General features: G+C 45.6%; 1 protein-coding gene. It reads right to left on the minus strand.

Annotation, left to right across the window (positions count from 1 at the left end):
* Positions 1-177: 177 nt before the first annotated feature.
* A partial coding sequence (locus tag R8O10_RS27185) for an alanine racemase C-terminal domain-containing protein (protein ID WP_318192225.1) occupies positions 178-535 on the minus strand: 358 nt, incomplete at its 5' end.

A 535-nucleotide genomic window follows, 5' to 3' on the forward strand; every position in this document is an offset into this window, starting at 1 on the left:
AACTGCATGTTTAACATCAATTGGATGGGCTTTCAAACACAACCAGAATGTGGTTTTCGTCGCAGACAACAAGATGACATTAACGTTATCGGTGTTTCAGGGCTTTTTGAGCGAAAAAAGAAAGCGAGCACGAAGCTCGCTTTGAGTTAGGAAGTGTTTAAAAAGGAAGTCGTAAGATTACTTCACGTACACGCGAGGGTTTGATGTGCCCCAAATGGTGTAAAGTTCTGGGAAGATCACGTCGGCGTTCTTCTCGATTTCTGCGGCATTGATGGTTTGAGATTTTTGGTTGCCGAACAGAACGACCTCAGAACCCGGCTTCACGCCTTTGATATCTGAAACGTCGATCATTGTTGTATTCATTGACGTTACGCCAACCACTTTTGCACGTTGACCATTGATCAGCACGTCTGCCGTATTGCCCATTTTTCTTGGGTAACCGTCAGAGTAGCCGACAGGAAGGTTCGCCATTACGCTTTCTTTAGTGGTTGTAAAGCTGCTGTCGTAACCCACAGTGCTGTTTTTCGGTAGGTGG

Source organism: Vibrio sp. 1727 (genome assembly GCF_033344415.1).
In the GTDB taxonomy this organism is placed as follows: Bacteria; Pseudomonadota; Gammaproteobacteria; order Enterobacterales; family Vibrionaceae; genus Vibrio; species Vibrio alginolyticus.